This window comes from Pseudomonas sp. GM74 (assembly GCF_000282455.1).
Classification (GTDB): domain Bacteria; phylum Pseudomonadota; class Gammaproteobacteria; order Pseudomonadales; family Pseudomonadaceae; genus Aquipseudomonas.
This window is the reverse complement of record NZ_AKJG01000007.1, coordinates 1-16,113: the sequence shown is the minus strand read 5'-3', so window position 1 is coordinate 16,113 and position 16,113 is coordinate 1. Positions and strand designations below refer to the sequence as shown.

The 16,113-nt window shown below is 60.6% G+C and carries 12 protein-coding genes; 9 read left to right on the top strand and 3 right to left on the bottom strand.

The window, feature by feature from the left end:
• Both PMI34_RS24425 and PMI34_RS24430 read left to right on the top strand, forming a co-directional pair.
• Entirely contained in the window at positions 1-900 is a 900-nt protein-coding gene (locus tag PMI34_RS24425; RefSeq protein ID WP_008046292.1) for a TauD/TfdA family dioxygenase, read from the top strand.
• Positions 901-1,301: 401 nt separating this feature from the next.
• Positions 1,302-1,568 (top strand): hypothetical protein, encoded by a 267-nt coding sequence (locus PMI34_RS24430; protein WP_008046290.1) that lies wholly within the window; start codon positions 1,302-1,304, stop codon positions 1,566-1,568.
• A 112-nt stretch (positions 1,569-1,680) separates the two neighbouring features.
• Here the strand turns inward: PMI34_RS24430 and PMI34_RS24435 are convergent, their stop codons facing one another.
• The gene (locus PMI34_RS24435; RefSeq protein WP_007975492.1) at positions 1,681-2,784 is read right to left on the bottom strand and encodes a GlxA family transcriptional regulator; all 1,104 of its coding nucleotides are present in this window, start codon (positions 2,782-2,784) and stop codon (positions 1,681-1,683) included.
• A gap of 540 nt (positions 2,785-3,324) precedes the next feature.
• Positions 3,325-4,701 (bottom strand): L-serine ammonia-lyase, encoded by a 1,377-nt coding sequence (locus tag PMI34_RS24440; protein WP_008046287.1) that lies wholly within the window; start codon positions 4,699-4,701, stop codon positions 3,325-3,327.
• Positions 4,702-5,136: 435 nt separating this feature from the next.
• On the opposite strand from PMI34_RS24440, the gene PMI34_RS24445 reads away from it, so the two are divergent.
• The 3 genes from PMI34_RS24445 (at position 5,137) to choV (ending at position 8,182) form a co-directional block, all read left to right on the top strand.
• Positions 5,137-6,084: a choline ABC transporter substrate-binding protein gene (locus tag PMI34_RS24445; protein ID WP_008046286.1), complete on the top strand. Its 948-nt coding sequence runs from the start codon at positions 5,137-5,139 to the stop codon at positions 6,082-6,084.
• Between the two features lie 77 nt (positions 6,085-6,161).
• Entirely contained in the window at positions 6,162-7,007 is an 846-nt protein-coding gene (gene choW, locus PMI34_RS24450; RefSeq protein ID WP_008046285.1) for a choline ABC transporter permease subunit, read from the top strand.
• Positions 7,004-8,182, top strand: a complete 1,179-nt coding sequence (gene choV, locus PMI34_RS24455) for a choline ABC transporter ATP-binding protein (protein ID WP_008046284.1) — start codon at positions 7,004-7,006, stop codon at positions 8,180-8,182. The genes choW and choV overlap by 4 nt, the downstream gene beginning before the upstream one ends.
• A 255-nt stretch (positions 8,183-8,437) precedes the next feature.
• Here choV and PMI34_RS24460 read toward each other — a convergent pair whose 3' ends face one another.
• On the bottom strand, positions 8,438-10,378 hold the full coding sequence (locus tag PMI34_RS24460; RefSeq protein WP_238538752.1) for a BCCT family transporter: 1,941 nt from the start codon (positions 10,376-10,378) through the stop codon (positions 8,438-8,440).
• A 381-nt stretch (positions 10,379-10,759) separates the two neighbouring features.
• On the opposite strand from PMI34_RS24460, the gene betI reads away from it, so the two are divergent.
• The 4 genes from betI to PMI34_RS24480 form a co-directional block, all read left to right on the top strand.
• Positions 10,760-11,353 carry a transcriptional regulator BetI gene (gene betI / locus PMI34_RS24465; protein WP_007985937.1) on the top strand — a complete coding sequence of 198 codons (594 nt, stop codon included), beginning with the start codon at positions 10,760-10,762 and terminating at the stop codon, positions 11,351-11,353.
• 61 nt (positions 11,354-11,414) lie between these two features.
• Entirely contained in the window at positions 11,415-12,887 is a 1,473-nt protein-coding gene (gene betB, locus PMI34_RS24470; protein WP_008046282.1) for a betaine-aldehyde dehydrogenase, read from the top strand.
• A 188-nt stretch (positions 12,888-13,075) separates the two neighbouring features.
• On the top strand, positions 13,076-14,776 hold the full coding sequence (gene betA, locus PMI34_RS24475) for a choline dehydrogenase (RefSeq protein ID WP_008046281.1): 1,701 nt from the start codon (positions 13,076-13,078) through the stop codon (positions 14,774-14,776).
• Between the two features lie 272 nt (positions 14,777-15,048).
• Positions 15,049-16,113: TldD/PmbA family protein (locus tag PMI34_RS24480; protein WP_008046280.1), on the top strand; the 1,065-nt coding region annotated here is incomplete at its 3' end.

The following is a 16,113-nucleotide window of genomic DNA, read 5'->3' as shown; positions in this document are numbered from 1 at the left end:
GTGGATGGGCAGGCCGCCCCCGCCAGCCGCTTCGACCCTGGCTGGCTGCGCGCCCATGCCTATGACGACGAATCCCGCGCCGAGCGTCAGCAGCGCAAGCCTAAGGCCAGGCTCTGGCACAGCGATTTGCAGTTGCCGGTGTTCGAGTATCAAGCGCTGATGAACGACTCCGACGCTCTGTTGCAATGGCTGCTGGCCGTGCGGGATGTCGGATTGACCCAGGTCCGTGGCGTGCCTACCGAGCCCGGGTCCCTGACGCTGATCGCCCAACGGATTTCCTTCATCCGCGAGAGCAATTTCGGCGTGCTGTTCAACGTGCAATCCAGGGCCGACGCCGACAGCAACGCCTACACCGCCTTCAACCTGCCGCTGCACAGCGACTTGCCGACCCGGGAGTTGCAACCGGGGCTGCAATTCCTGCATTGCCTGGTCAACGACGCCGAGGGAGGCGAGAGCATTTTTGTCGACGGTTTCGCCATTGCCGACGCCTTGCGCCGGGAAGATCCGGAGGCTTTCAAGAGCCTCTGCGAAATCCCCGTGGAGTTTCGCAACAAGGATCGTCACAGCGACTACCGCTGCCTGGCACCGATCATTGCCCTGGATGCGTTGGGGCAGGTGTCGGAAATCCGCATGGCGAACTTTCTGCGCGGGCCGTTCGATGCATCGGTGGAGCAGATGCCCAAGCTGTATCAGGCCTACCGGCGCTTTATCGCGATGACCCGCGAGCCTCGATTCAGGTTGATGCAGCGGCTCAATCCCGGGGAGCTGTGGTGCTTCGACAACCGCCGCACCCTGCATGCCCGCAACGCCTTCGACCCCGCCACTGGGGCACGGCACTTCCAGGGCTGCTATGTCGACCGGGATGAGTTGTTGTCACGGATTCTGGTGTTGCAACGCTAGACCGCGTCATCGTTCATCGTCGGAACGCCGCCCGGAGCAAGCTCGCTGCCACATTCGATCGCATTCCCCCTGATAGGACTCGGTCAACTGTGGGAGCGGGCTTGCTCGCGAAAGCGGTCTATTTTTCGACACAAAACCCATTGATTCACAAACAAAAAAAAGCCCCGATCAAGCCGTGACAGGATCGAGGCAGAGGGTACTGTTGAGGAGCTGCCGTGCGAGGGTGACCAAACCTTCGTGAAGCGAGCTGAGTCCAGTGTGCCCCCTCCTTTGGCCGACAAGTTGCCCGAAAACGACCTGTTCATAGCCAATGCTGCCATTGCGACAATTCGTCCTTGCCGACACCCGGCACCCCTACCAGAATCGAACCACGACACCGTTCCCTGAAGAAGGATTGCGTCATGATGCACGCCGATTTGATAGACCAGGAAGACCTGTTGGGCCAGCTCAAGTCGTTGGGATTCAACGTGCCCAACGGAGCCACCGCCGAGCAGGCTTGCGAGTGCGTGGTAAGGGGCTTGGACGATGCTCGAGCGTATGAACTTCGCAAGATGGTCAAGGAGATGTACACCAGCAGCGCGACGATCCTGCCGGCAGTGCGCCAGGCCATCGACAAACAATTGCTGCCGGCGTTGTCGGAGTACCAGCAGAGCCACACAGGCCGATAAAAAGCCTTCGCGAGCAAGCCCGCTCCCACAGGGCTTTGTGTCGAGCACAAAATTAATGCTCTGACACAAAACCTGTGGGAGCGGGCTTGCCCGCGAATGAAGGCGCCTCGGTTTAAAGCCTTACGCTGGCAAACGTCGACTCATTGCGCGCCTGGCTCAGCGCCGACAACGGCCCGGACAACGGCGACAGCACCAGCGCTTGCGGCAGCGGCATCATCGCCACTTGCTGCGTGGTGTTGGACCCTACGCGCTCGTCACGCGGCGGAATGCCGAAGTATTCGCGGTAGCACTTGGAGAAGTGCGGCGTGGACACAAAGCCACAGACCGACGCCACTTCGATGATCGACATCGGCGTTTGCTTGAGCAGCTGGCGCGCACGGATCAAGCGCAGTTTCAGGTAGTAACGCGACGGCGAGCAGTGCAGGTATTTCTGGAACAACCGCTCGAGCTGACGACGGGACACCGCGACATACACCGCCAGTTCATCCAGGTCGATCGGCTCTTCGAGGTTGGCTTCCATCAACGCGACGATTTCCTGCAACTTCGGCTGGTTGGTGCCGAGCATATGCTTGAGCGGCACACGCTGGTGATCCTGCTCGTTGCGGATGCGCTCGTAGACGAACATTTCCGAAATGGCCGCCGACAGCTCACGACCGTGATCGCGACTGATCAAGTGCAGCATCATGTCCAGCGGCGCTGTACCGCCGGAGCTGGTGAAACGGTTACGGTCGAGGGTGAACAAGCGGGTGCTCATCGCTACACGCGGGAAAGCTTCCTGCATCGCCGCCAGGCATTCCCAGTGCACGCTGCAATCAAAACCGTCGAGCAGGCCGGCGCAGGCCAAAGCCCAACTGCCGGTGCACACCGCACCGAGGCGGCGGGACTGGCGGGCCTGGCTTTGCAGCCATGACACGTGTTCGCGGGTAACTGTGCGCTGGATGCCAATACCGCCGCACACGATGACGGTGTCCATTGGCGGAGCTTTGTGCATGGAAGCGTCAGGGGTGATTTGCAGGCCGTCACTGGCCCAGACCTGGCCGCCATCGACGGTGAGGGTGGTCCAGCGATACAGCTCGCGACCGGACAGCTGGTTGGCCATGCGCAGGGGTTCCACTGCGGAAGCCAGAGAAATCAGCGTGAAATTGTCCAGCAGCAGAAAGCCGATGGATTGAGGCGCACGGTTCTGGGGTTGGGCCCCGGAGTTGAACGTCGTCATCGCGGTATCTCCTCACACAAAGCGGGTGATGGCCTCAGGCGGAGGCTCTTTTTATTGCCATCGTTCTCGCGTGGGAGACGGGCTTTGTAATGACAGAGCAATTGCCATGCCTAAATTTGAATGCGCGTTCAATAACTCCTAAAAACGACGTCGGAATGTGTCTATATATGTCTTGCAAGGCATGGGGATTTAAATGGCCATCAGGACTGGCAAGCGCCTCGGCCCACGAGCTGTGAGCAATTCGGTAGCACTTGTGGGAACGGCGTTGCGCCGCGATGGAAAGGAGTGTCACCGCAGGCACGGGTGACGGACGGTCGAAGGCCGATTGACCCTCGATCACTGGCAAGCCGATTTATCTGTGAGCGACGCGCTAAAAGGTGGCGCGTTTTAATCCGGGTGTTCACTTAGCGCGCAGTTTTGACTGGTCTGGCCCCTTCGCTGGCAAGCCAGCTCCCACAGGGATTTGTGGTGTGATCAAGATATCAGCTACACCGAAGAACCTGTGGGAGCTGGCTTGCCAGCGATGAATTCAGCGCGGTGTCAACACTCCACAGCACTCACCGCCAACCCACCCCGCGATGTCTCCTTGTATTTGTCATGCATATCGGCACCGGTATCGCGCATGGTGCGGATCACCCGATCCAGCGAGATGAAGTGCTGGCCATCACCGCGCAAAGCCATTTGCGCAGCGTTGATCGCTTTCACCGCGGCAATCGCGTTGCGCTCGATGCACGGCACCTGGACCAGTCCGCCCACCGGGTCGCAGGTCAGGCCGAGGTTGTGTTCCAGACCAATCTCCGCCGCGTTGCACAATTGCTCTGGCGTGGCGCCAAGGATTTCCGCCAGCCCGGCTGCCGCCATGGCGCAGGCCGAACCGACTTCGCCCTGGCAACCGACTTCGGCACCGGAGATCGAGGCGTTCTTCTTGCACAGGATTCCCACCGCCGCCGCGCTGAGGAAATAGTCGACGACATTGGCGTCGGTCACGGCCTCGCTGAATTTCATGAAGTAGTGCAGTACTGCCGGAATGATCCCCGCCGCGCCGTTGGTCGGTGCCGTGACCATGCGCCCGCCAGCGGCGTTTTCTTCGTTGACCGCCAGGGCGAACAGGTTGACCCACTCCATGGCGCTCAAGGTCGAGCCGATCACGTTGGGTTTGTTCAGTTCCTGCAGGCTGCGATGCAGCTTGGCCGCACGCCGGCGCACGTTCAGCCCGCCGGGCAGGATGCCTTCATGTTTGAGGCCTTGCTCGACGCAATCCTGCATAGCGCGCCAGAGCTTCATCAGACCGCTGCGGATTTCGTCCTCGCTGCGCCACACCCTCTCGTTGGCCATCATTAATTCAGCCACGCGCAGCTTGTGTTTTTTGCACAGTTCCAGCAACTCGGCAGCGCTGGAAAAGTCATAAGGCAACACGGTGCGGTCGAGGTCGACGACACCGCTGGAGGCCTGCGCCTCATCGACGACAAAACCGCCGCCGACCGAATAGTAGGTGTCGCGATACAACTCGCTGTCATCACCCTCGACAATCAGGGTCATGGCGTTGGGATGGAATGGCAGGTTCTCGTCGATCAGGCGCATGTCCCGGGCCCAGATGAAGGGCACCGGCAAGCGACCGTCGAGCAGCAGTGTTTCGGTCTCGCGCAGAGTGGCGATACGAATGCCGATTTGCGACGGATCGATCGCATCCGGCCACTCGCCCATCAGGCCCATGATCACGGCATTGTCGCTGCCGTGGCCGATACCGGTGGCCGACAACGAGCCGAACAGCTGGACTTCGACACGCCGCACTTGCTCAAGCAACCCGCGCTCGCGCAGGCCCTGCACAAACAACGCCGCCGCCCGCATGGGCCCCACGGTGTGTGAACTGGAAGGACCGATGCCGATTTTGAACAGGTCGAAAACACTAATAGCCATTACTGCCGAACTCCTGGATGGGCCCACTGCGCACGCAAAAGCGCACGGTGACGGAGCTGCTACGCTCAAGCTGCAATCCGCCGAGATGACCGCATCATCAAGCTTTTATCCAGTTGTTCGACGTCTCTAACCGACGCACTCATGCCCACCAGCGCCGCGTGTCTTTTACGCTGTGTTTTCGCCGTTTTTTTGCGGTTCAGGGAGGGAAATCGGGCTGAAAAAATCTGTAAACGACGTCACCGACACTGGATGCGACCATCCCTGTACTGGATACGACGCACCCTGTAGGCGTCAGATTTTCACTGGTACATGATCATATCGACTCGATTGCAAGGCGACGTGGTAGAGCTGTCTCCAGAACGCCATCCAACCGCAACCTATAAGTGCGGTGGTCCAGTCGGAACACTGCCAAAAAAAACACCAAGGAGTCCATCCATGAAAGGTTCCCCGTCGTTGTTGTTGGCCGCAATGCTTAGTCTGCCGGTTCTGGCGCAAGCCGCAGAGCCGGCGCAGTGCAGTACCGTAAACTTCTCCGATGTCGGCTGGACCGACATCACCGCGACTACCGCGACCACCAGCGTTGTGCTCAACGCCCTCGGCTACAAGACCAAGACCACCATGATTTCCGTGCCCGTGACCTACAAGTCCCTGGCCGACGGCAAGAACATGGACGTGTTCCTGGGCAACTGGATGCCGACTATGGAAAACGACATCAAGGCCTACCGCGATGCCGGCACCGTGGAAACCGTGCGCACCAACCTCAAGGGCGCCAAGTACACCCTCGCCGTCCCTCAGGCGCTGTACGACAAGGGCCTGCATGACTTCGCCGACATCGCCAAATTCAAGAAAGAGCTCGATGGCAAGATTTACGGCATCGAGCCTGGCAACGACGGCAATCGTCTGATCCAGAGCATGATCGACAAGGATGCCTTCGGCCTGAAGACCGCCGGTTTCAAAGTCGTCGAATCCTCCGAAGCCGGCATGCTGTCGCAGGTCGACCGCGCGCAGAAACGCGACACCGCCGTGGTGTTCCTCGGCTGGGCGCCGCACCCGATGAACAAGCGCTTCAAGATTCAATACCTGACCGGTGGTGATGACTTCTTCGGCCCGGATTTCGGTGCCGCCACTGTGGCGACCAACACCCGCAAGGGCTATGCGCAGGAGTGCGGCAACGTCGGCCAGTTGCTGAAGAACCTGGAGTTCACCGTCGACATGGAAAGTGAACTGATGGGCAACATCCTGGACGACAAGATGAAGCCTGACGCGGCCGCCAAGGCCTGGCTGAAAAAGAATCCACAGGTGCTCGATACCTGGCTCGCTGGCGTGACCACCATTGACGGTAAACCTGGCCTGGAGGCCGTGAAAGCCAAACTGACGCCTTGAATTAGGGAGCATCGTTTATGCCGGGCAGGTTCGCCTGCCCGGGCTGTTAATTACCTTGCATGCGGACGTTCACTACCATGCTGATTGATCAGAAAATACCCCTAGGCCAGTACATCGCAGGCTTCGTTGAATGGTTGACGCAACACGGCGCCAGCACCTTCGACGCCATCGCCGTGACACTGGAAACGATGATCCACGGCGTGACGTTTGCGCTGACCTGGTTCAACCCGCTGGCATTGATCGGCCTGATCGCACTGCTCGCCCACTTCATCCAGCGCAAATGGGGTCTGACCGCCTTTGTCGTTGCCTCTTTCCTTCTGATCCTCAATCTGGGGTACTGGCAGGAAACCATGGAAACCCTCGCCCAGGTGCTGTTCGCCACCCTGGTCTGCGTGGTCATCGGCGTGCCGCTGGGCATCGTCGCCGCGCACAAGCCGATGTTCTATACTTTAATGCGTCCGGTACTCGATCTGATGCAGACCGTACCGACCTTTGTGTACCTCATTCCTACCCTCACCCTCTTCGGGCTGGGTGTGGTACCGGGCCTGATCTCCACGGTGGTGTTCGCCATCGCTGCGCCGATCCGCCTGACCTACCTGGGCATCCGCGATGTCCCGCAAGAACTGATGGACGCCGGCAAGGCCTTCGGCTGCTCGCGTCGCCAATTGCTCTCAAGGATCGAACTGCCCCACGCCATGCCGAGCATCGCGGCCGGTATCACCCAGTGCATCATGCTGTCTCTTTCGATGGTGGTGATCGCGGCACTGGTGGGTGCCGATGGCCTGGGCAAACCGGTGGTCAACGCACTGAACACTGCTGATATCGCCTTGGGCTTCGAAGCAGGCCTGGCGATCGTACTGCTGGCGATCATGCTCGACCGTATCTGCAAACAACCCGACGCCAAAGTAGGGGGTGATGCATGAGCATTATTCGCTTTGATAACGTTGACGTTATCTTCTCCAAGGATCCACGCGAGGCCCTCAAGCTGCTGGATCAGGGCATGACCCGTAACGAAATCCTGAAAAAGACCGGGCTGATCGTTGGTGTTGAAAAAGCCAGCCTGGACATCGAAAAAGGTGAAATCTGCGTACTGATGGGCCTGTCCGGCTCCGGCAAGTCCAGCCTGTTGCGCTGCATCAACGGTCTGAACACCGTTAGCCGCGGCAAGTTGTTCGTCGAGCACGAAGGCAAGCAGATTGACATTGCCTCCTGCACCCCGGCAGAACTGAAAATGATGCGCACCAAGCGCATTGCGATGGTGTTCCAGAAGTTCGCCCTGATGCCTTGGCTGACAGTGCGCGAAAACATCAGCTTTGGCCTGGAAATGCAGGGTCGTCCGGAAAAGGAACGACGCAAACTGGTGGACGAAAAGCTTGAGCTGGTGGGCCTGGCCCAGTGGCGCAACAAGAAACCCGATGAGCTGTCCGGTGGTATGCAGCAACGTGTCGGCCTGGCCCGTGCGCTGGCGATGGACGCCGACATTCTGCTGATGGACGAACCGTTCTCGGCCCTCGACCCGCTGATCCGTCAGGGCCTGCAAGACGAGCTGCTGGAACTGCAACGCAAGCTCAGCAAGACGATCGTATTCGTCAGCCACGACCTCGATGAGGCCCTGAAACTGGGCAGCCGCATCGCGATCATGAAAGACGGCCGGATCATTCAGTACAGCAAGCCGGAAGAAATCGTCCTCAACCCCGCGGACGATTACGTGCGGACCTTCGTGGCCCACACCAACCCGCTGAACGTACTGTGCGGTCGCAGTCTGATGCGCACCCTGGACAACTGCAAACGCATCAACGGTTCGGTGTGCCTGGATCCAGGCGGCGACTCGTGGCTGGACCTGGCCGATGGCAACACCATCAAGGGTGCTCGCCAGAACGGCTCTGCGCTGGACTTGCAGAACTGGGTACCGGGTCAGGCCGTTGAAGGCCTGGGTCGTCGCCCAACCCTGGTGGACTCGAACATCGGCATGCGCGATGCGCTGCAGATTCGTTATCAGACCGGCAACAAACTGGTGCTGCATGACAACAACCACGTAGTGGGGATTCTGGGCGACAGTGAGCTGTATCACGCACTGCTCGGCAAGAACCTGGGGTAAGGCAACAGACACAAAAACGCCGCGAGAGAATCGCGGCGTTTTTGTTTACGGGATATCGGGTCAAACAGCTTTGCGGCTGATGGCCCCTTCGCGAGCGAGCCCGCTCCCACATGTACGGTGAACAACCTGTGGGAGCGAGCTTGCTCGCGATGAGGGCTTAACATTCAACATGAGTGTTGACTGTCCCGGCGCTATCGCGAGCAAGCTCGCTCCCACAGGGATTGCGGTGCATTCAGTACACCGCAGACCCAAGCTTTAGCTGTAAACCCGGCCAAGAAGCTGCCGATGGCTTTCAAACTGATCGAGCACGTCACGGGTGATCTGATCCTGGGTGAAGCCCATCAAATCGTAGTCCTGGCTGCCGTTGTGCAGGTACACCTCGGCACGGTAGTAACGCTGACGCGCCTCATCGGACTGAGCCGACTCGGTTGGCGTGGCCAGGTAACCGTCCAGGCTTACTTCGTAGACGAAAGGGTTGCCCTCTTCCATCTCGACCCGTACGCCCATGCAACGCTTGGACTTGCCCAGCAGTGTCTGAACCTCCAGACCTTGAGCACGCATTTGCGCCGTCGCATCTTGCAATGCCGGGCTGACATGCTTGTCCATGAAGCGCTGCACCACTGACTGGCTTGGCTGCAAGTCCAGCTGGGTCAAACGCTCGCTGAAACCACGACGACCGCGTGCCGCCAGTTCCGCTTGCTCCTGTTCGATCTGCACGTCCTGGCGCATGGCCTTGTGCAAGCCGAACATGAAGAACACCAGCACCACCGAGAACGGCAGACCGGCCAGCACCACCATGGTTTGCATGGCTTCGAAGTTGCCGGCGAACAGCAGACCGATGGTCACCAGGGTGATCACCGCCGACCAGAAGATCCGCAGCCAGTGCGGCGCATCCTCATCGACATTGCCGCCCTTGCACGAAAGGTTGGCCATCATCACCGCGCCGGAGTCCGCCGGGGTCAGGAACAGCACGAAACCGACAAAGATCGACACGCCGATCACAACCTTCGACGCCGGGTAATGCTCAAGCAACTGGTAGATCGCCATGGACGGCTGTTCCAGCGCCGTCTTCCCGAGCTCCACCGCCCCATGGTTCATCACCAGGTCCAAAGCCGAGTTACCGAAGATCGACAGCCACGCCAGGGTGAAACCCAGCGGGATCAGCAGTACGCCGGCCACCAGCTCACGCACCGTGCGACCACGGGAAATACGCGCGATGAACATGCCCACGAATGGCGCCCAGGAAATCCACCAGGCCCAGTAGAACAGGGTCCACAGACCCAACCAGCGGTCGGACTTCTCACTGTCGCCTTCGTACACATACAGATCAAAGGTCTTCAGCACCACACCGTTCAGGTAGTCACCGACGTTTTGTACGAAGCCATTGAGCAGGTGCAGGGTCGGGCCGAACAGCAGGACGAAAATCAGCAGGCCGCTGAACAGCACGATGTTCAGGTTGGACAGACGGCGGATGCCGTTTTCCACGCCCGACACGGCCGCGATGGTCGCCACGGTGCTCATCACGATGATCACGATCAGCAGGTTGGTGTTGCTGTGTTCCATGCCGAACAGGTTCTCCAGCCCCGACGACACTTGCAGTGAACCGATCCCCAGGTTCGTCACCAGCCCCAGCAGGGTCACGAACATGCCGAAGCCGTCCACCGCATGCCCGGCCGCGCCCTTGACCCAACGCTCGCCCACCAGCGGATATAACGCCGAACGCAACGCCAGCGGCTGGTTATGCCGGTAGGCAAAATACGCCACGGCCAAACCTACCAGCGCGTAGATCGCCCAGCCATGCAAGCCCCAGTGCAGGAACGTCAGTTGAACGGCCTGACGGGCGGCAAGGTTGCTGCCGGCCACGCCTTCCGGCGGGTTGAAGTAATGGTCCAGGGGCTCCGACGCGCCGAAGTACAGCAGCGAGATGCCGATACCCGAGGAGAACAGCATCCCCGCCCAGGCGCCGTAGCTGAAGTCCGGGGTATCGTCCTTGCTGCCCAGTTTCAGTTTGCCGTAGGACGAAAACGCCAGGCCGACGACAAAAATCAGGTAGGCGGCAATCACCACCATGTAGTACCAGCCGAAGCTGCGGGACAACCAGGCTTGCGCCGTACCCAGCATTCTGCCGGCCTCTTGCGGGGCGATGATCAGAATGGCGGTCAACAACAGAATCAACGCGGTAGAGGTGTAGAACACCCAACCGTTGACCGTCACCTTCTCGGGTGGGGTCTTTATTAGCGAGGCAGAACTCATGGCACAGATGCTCCGGGCAGTGCGAGAGAAGAACGCAAGACAAACGAGTTACCCGACCAATCGGTTAGTGGGCAGCCGACCGGCGGGTGATATAAAGACAGCCCGAAAAAAGCCCGAAGACCTTGAGACGCCGTGGCGTATAGGCTTCGAGCCGTTTCGGATGTCGGTTTGCCGCCATTTACACGTAGGAAAAATCTGTAAGCAGCGACGATTTGTCGCAGATCTTATTCTTTGTTGATTGAACGTTCAATCAAAACAAAATAGACTGGCCCTCAAGCCGATGGACGTTCTGCGTCTGCCGGAAGGCCTAAGGAGATGTGCAAGATGCCCAAGGTCGGTATGCAACCCATCCGCCGCCAGCAATTGATCGAAGCCACATTGCAGGCCGTCGATCAGGTCGGAATGGGGGACGCCAGCATTGCGCTGATCGCCCGTTTGGCCGGTGTCTCGAATGGCATCATCAGTCACTACTTTCAGGACAAGAACGGCCTGATTGCCGCCACCATGGGGTACCTGATGACAGTCCTGAGCGAGAACGTCACCCTGCGCCGACAGGCGCTTACAGATGACAGCCCGCGGGCGCATCTGCAGGTGATCATCGAAGGCAACTTCGACGCCAGCCAGGTCAATGGCCCGGCAATGAAAACCTGGCTGGCCTTCTGGGCTACCAGCATGCACCAGCCGTCTTTGCACAGGTTGCAGCGGATCAACGATCACCGTCTGTATTCCAACCTGTGTTGCCAGTTCCGCCGCGTGCTGCCGCTCAATGATGCGCGCAGTGCCGCCCGAGGCCTGGCAGCGTTGATCGACGGCTTGTGGTTGCGCGGCGCGCTGTCGGGAGATGCTTTCGACACCGAGCAGGCGCAACAGATTGCTTACGAATACATGGATACCCAACTGGCCAAGCGGGTGAGTTAGAGCACACATAAACGCTCAACCACCGAACGCGCCAGCCACTTAATGCTCTTGCGAGGACTTTATGGCCCGTTTCGAACTGCAAAAACTCTACATCGATGGCGCGTACAGCGACGCCAGCAGCGACGCCACTTTCGAAGCCATCAACCCGGCTAACGGTGAAGTCCTCGCAAAAGTGCAACGTGCGACCCAGTCAGACGTCGAACGCGCTGTCGTCAGCGCAGAAAAGGGCCAGAAGATCTGGGCCGCCATGACCGCCATGGAGCGTTCGCGCATCCTGCGTCGCGCCGTGGAAATCCTGCGTGAGCGCAACGACGAACTGGCCGCCCTGGAAACCCTGGACACCGGCAAGGCCTACTCCGAAACCCGCTACGTCGACATCGTCACCGGCGCCGACGTGCTGGAATACTACGCAGGCCTGGTACCGGCCATCGAAGGCGAGCAGATTCCGCTGCGCACCACTTCGTTCGTCTACACCCGTCGCGAGCCGCTGGGCGTCGTGGCCGGTATCGGCGCGTGGAACTACCCGATCCAGATCGCCCTGTGGAAATCCGCACCGGCCCTGGCCGCCGGTAACGCGATGATCTTCAAGCCAAGTGAAGTCACCTCGCTGACCACCCTGAAACTGGCCGAGATCTACACCGAAGCCGGCGTGCCAAACGGTGTGTTCAACGTCCTGACCGGCAGCGGCCGTGAAGTCGGCACCTGGTTGACCGAGCACCCGCGCATCGAGAAAGTCTCGTTCACCGGCGGCACCGACACCGGCAAGAAAGTCATGGCCAGCGCTTCGAGCTCTTCGCTCAAGGACGTGACCATGGAACTGGGCGGCAAATCCCCGCTGATCATCTGCGACGACGCCGACCTCGATCGCGCCGCCGACACCGCGATGATGGCCAACTTCTACAGCTCCGGCCAGGTTTGCACCAACGGCACTCGCGTGTTCGTACCGGCCCACCTGAAAGCCGCTTTCGAAGCCAAGATCGCCGAACGCGTTGCACGCATCCGCATCGGCAACCCGGAAGACGAAAACACCAACTTCGGTCCGTTGGTCAGCTTTGCGCACATGGAAAGCGTGCTGGGCTACATCGCCAAGGGCAAGGAAGAAGGTGCCCGCCTGCTGTGCGGCGGTGAGCGCCTGACCGACGGCGAGTTCGCCAAGGGTGCGTTCGTGGCGCCGACCGTGTTCACCGACTGCACCGACGACATGACCATCGTGCGTGAAGAAATCTTTGGCCCGGTCATGGCGATCCTCTCCTACGAAACCGAAGAAGAAGTGATCCGTCGCGCCAACGACACCGACTTCGGCCTGGCCGCCGGTATCGTCACCCGCGACCTGAACCGCGCCCACCGCGTGATTCATCAACTGGAAGCCGGTATCTGCTGGATCAACGCCTGGGGCGAGTCCGACGCGAAGATGCCGGTTGGCGGCTACAAGCAGTCGGGTGTCGGCCGTGAGAACGGCATCAGCTCGCTGAACAACTTCACCCGCATCAAATCGGTACAGGTCGAGCTGGGCGATTACGTCTCGGTGTTCTAAGACGCACCCGCACAACCTGTAGCAGCTGCCGAGGCACGAGGCTGCGTTTCTGTAGCAGCTGCCGAGGTACGAGGCTGCGTTGGGCTGCGCAGCGGCCCCACGAGGGCGGTCCTGCGGACACGCAACGCAGCCTCGTGCCTCGGCAGCTGCTACAGGCGACCTGACCAACTTCAAAGAGGGTGCATTCAATGTCCCAAGAATTCGACTACATCATCATCGGTGCCGGCTCGGCCGGTAACACCCTGGCGACCCGTCTGACCGAAGACGCCGGCGTCACCGTCCTGCTGCTCGAAGCGGGCGGCCCGGACTACCGTTTCGACTTCCGCACGCAAATGCCTGCGGCCCTGGCGTTCCCGCTGCAAGGCCGTCGCTACAACTGGGCCTACGAAACCGATCCAGAGCCGCACATGGACGGTCGTCGCATGGAATGCGGTCGCGGCAAGGGCCTGGGCGGTTCCTCGCTGATCAACGGCATGTGCTACATCCGCGGCAACGCCATGGACTACGACGGCTGGGCGAAACTGCCAGGCCTGGAAGACTGGTCGTACCTGGACTGCCTGCCGTATTTCCGTAAAGCGGAAACCCGCGACATCGGCCCGAATGACTACCACGGTGGCGACGGCCCGGTCAGCGTGACCACGCCGAAAGCCGGCAACAACCCGCTGTTCCACGCCATGGTTGAAGCCGGCGTGCAAGCCGGTTACCCGCGCACCGAAGACTTGAACGGCTACCAGCAGGAAGGCTTCGGCCCGATGGACCGCACCGTGACGCCGAAAGGCCGTCGTGCCTCCACCGCCCGCGGTTACCTGGACGTCGCCAAGAAGCGTTCGACCCTGACCATTGTCACCCACGCCCTGACCGACAAGATCCTCTTCGAAGGCAAGCGTGCGGTCGGCGTGCGTTACCTGGTCGGCGCCGCTGAAGAGCGCGTTGAAGTCAAGGCACGCAAGGAAGTGCTGCTGTGCTCCGGCGCCATCGCTTCACCGCAGATCCTGCAACGCTCCGGCGTCGGCCCGGCCGAGCTGCTGAACAAGCTCGACATTCCGGTGGTCCACGACCTGCCGGGCGTTGGTGAAAACCTGCAGGATCACCTTGAGCTGTACCTGCAATACGCTTGCACCCAGCCAGTCTCGCTGTACCCGTCGCTGCTCCTGCACAACCAGCCGGCCATCGGTGCCGAGTGGCTGTTCAACGGCACCGGCATCGGCGCCAGCAACCAGTTCGAAGCCGGCGGATTCATCCGTACCCGTCCGGAATTCGAATGGCCGAACATCCAGTACCACTTCTTGCCGGTAGCGATTAACTACAACGGCAGCAACGGTGTGAAAGAGCACGGTTTCCAGGCACACATGGGCTCCATGCGTTCGCCAAGCCGCGGGCGCATCCAGGCCAAGTCCAAGGACCCGCGCCAGCACCCGAGCATCCTGTTCAACTACATGGCCACCGAGCAGGACTGGCAGGAATTCCGCGACGGCATCCGCCTGACCCGTGAAATCATGCAACAGCCTGCATTGGATGCCTTCCGCGGTCGCGAGATCAGCCCGGGCATCGAGGTGCAAACCGATGAGCAGTTGGACAAGTTCATCCGCGAGCACGCTGAAACCGCGTTCCACCCGTCCTGCTCGTGCAAGATGGGCACCGACGAAATGGCCGTGGTCGATGGCGAAGGTCGCGTGCACGGCATGCAAGGCCTGCGTGTGGTCGATGCCTCGATCATGCCGATCATCACCACCGGCAACCTCAACGCACCAACGATCATGATGGCCGAGAAAATCGCCGACAAGATCCGTGGCCGCAAGCCGTTGCCGCGCAGCACTGCCACTTACTATGTGGCGGGTGAAGCGCCGGTGAAGGGCAAGCCTGTGCGGGAATTGAGCCAGACTGCGTAAGGCGTTACACCGCGTCACGGCCATTCGCGAGCAAGCCCGCTCCCACAGGTTTCGGGTTGGACTGCAGATTTGTGATCCAACCGGGACCACTGTGGGAGCGGGCTTGCTCGCGATGGCGCCCGAACAAACAACACACAGCTCCCAGTAATCCCCCTCCACAGATCCAAACTTGATCCTCCCCCTGCGCAGGCCTAATCTAGCGCCACGCAATCGTTTCACCCCTCCCCTCGCAGCACCGCGCCATCGCCACTCCATTTCCAGGAGGTTCACGAATGTTCGATTTCCATCCCCAGCTCAAGCAGCGCTTCGCTGCCTTGCGCACGGGTGCCGAATTCTTTTCCCTGCGTTATGTGCGCGAATCCGGGCAGTATCTGTCGGTGCGCAAGAACGTCGCCGAACCGCCAAGCCTTAGCCGTGACGAAGGGGCGATGCTGACCGTTCGGGTCAACGGCGTCGAGGCCTATGCGGCCACCAACGACCTGTCGCAACAGGGCCTGCAAGCCGCCCTCGAACGCGCCGAACTCCAGGCCCGTCGACTCAAGCCCCACGCCCTGCTGGACCTGCGCGAGCAGGCTGTTTCCAGCGACCGCGCCGATTACTTTTCACCCAACCTCGACCAGGCGTTCCCGCCCCTGAGCGACTGCTACCAGTTGCTCGGCGCCGAATCCGCCGCCGTACCCAAGGACGAGCGACTGGTGAACTGGCAGGTCAGTCTCGGCATCACCCACGTCGAGCAGATCTACCTCAACAGCGCCGGTGCCGAATTGCGCCAGGCCCAACGTTTTGTGTACCCCGGTCTGGACGTCACGGCCTACGACGGCAACGACAGCCAGACCCGCAGCCTTGGACGCGAGAATTTCGGCCAGCAAGGCGCGGCGGACGTCATCAGCCGCTGCGGCCTGATCGGTGCCGCTGCCCAGGTGGCCGATCAGGCCCTGCAATTGCTCCTGGCGCCGAACACCCCGCAAGGCAAGCGCGACCTGCTGCTGATGCCCGACCAGATGATGCTGCAAATCCACGAGTCCATCGGCCATCCGCTGGAGCTGGACCGCATCCTCGGCGACGAACGCAACTACGCCGGCACCAGTTTCGTCAAAGCCGAAGATTTCGGCCGCCTGCAATACGGTTCCGGCCTGCTCAACGTGACCTTCGACCCGGACATCCCCGAAGAGCTCGCCAGCTACGGCCATGACGATGACGGCACGCCCGCCAGCAAACAGTTCCTGATCCGCGAAGGCCTGTTGCTGCGTCCGCTGGGCGGTGCGTTGTCGCAATTCCGCGCCGGCATGGACGGCGTCGCCAACAGCCGCGCCTGCGGCTGGAACCGCCCGCCGATC